The 800-nt window shown below is 65.9% G+C and carries 1 protein-coding gene; it reads right to left on the bottom strand.

The window, feature by feature from the left end; all coding sequences use genetic code 11:
- Positions 1-119: 119 nt before the first annotated feature.
- Positions 120-617, bottom strand: coding sequence for a DUF418 domain-containing protein (locus tag HCR68_RS13935; RefSeq protein ID WP_279587003.1), 498 nt, complete (start codon positions 615-617; stop codon positions 120-122).
- Positions 618-800 lie beyond the last annotated feature (183 nt).

Here is an 800-nt window from a genome sequence, read left to right as displayed (position 1 = left end):
CACGCATCACCCAACGAATCCTGGCCCTGACAGCCGCCATCTGGCACAACAGCCTCACCAGCGCGCCTGTCCTACGCTCCCTGACCCCCTACGACCACTAACCCACCCCTTGGACTTACTCATCTAGCCGTCGTCGTTCGCAGGCATCTGGCTGAATCGGGCTGATTATCAAGGTGCATTGACTGCTGGCGCCGCAACGGGATCCGCCGCCACCAGGTGATGCAGCGCCACGCCCACTCCAAGGGGCCGTAGGTGAACCGGGAGAGCCAAAGGCGGCAGAACACCCACTGGGCGGCAAGAACCGCGGCGGATACGACGAGGCCGGGTACCACGTCGAGAGTCGAGCGCGAGTCAAGCAGCAGCCCCGCCGGAACCATGACGAAGGAGGCGGTGACGTAGCAGGTCAGCGCCATACGGCCCAGAGGGTCGAATGCCGCACTGAGGGCCCGACGAGCCGGCGTGCGCCAGAGCAGCGCCAGAACACAGACATACAGGCAGGCCATGAGGCCGCCGGCCACCCCGCCCGCTGTGGAGAACCGGGGATCGCCGATCCCGGTGGCCTGCCAGGGGATGGCAACCGCGCCGGCGGCGGCGAAGACGAGTGCCGCTGCGCCGATCCGACGGTCGGCGTGCTCGAGACGAGCCGGCAGGCCGTAAGCCTGAGCCGCCGATCCTAGTGTCGCGTGTCGTTAGTTGTTTTGTGGTTGGTGCTTAGGATGATGGGGGTATGGCGAATAGACCTGCTCCTGGACTGGTTGTGCGTGAGGGTGACCTGGAGGTGCTTGAGTCCTGGCTGCGTG

Origin of the sequence: Actinomyces sp. ZJ308, from assembly GCF_011752065.1 — a bacterium.
Taxonomy (GTDB): domain Bacteria; phylum Actinomycetota; class Actinomycetes; order Actinomycetales; family Actinomycetaceae; genus Actinomyces.
This window is presented reverse-complemented; position numbering and strand designations above follow the sequence as displayed.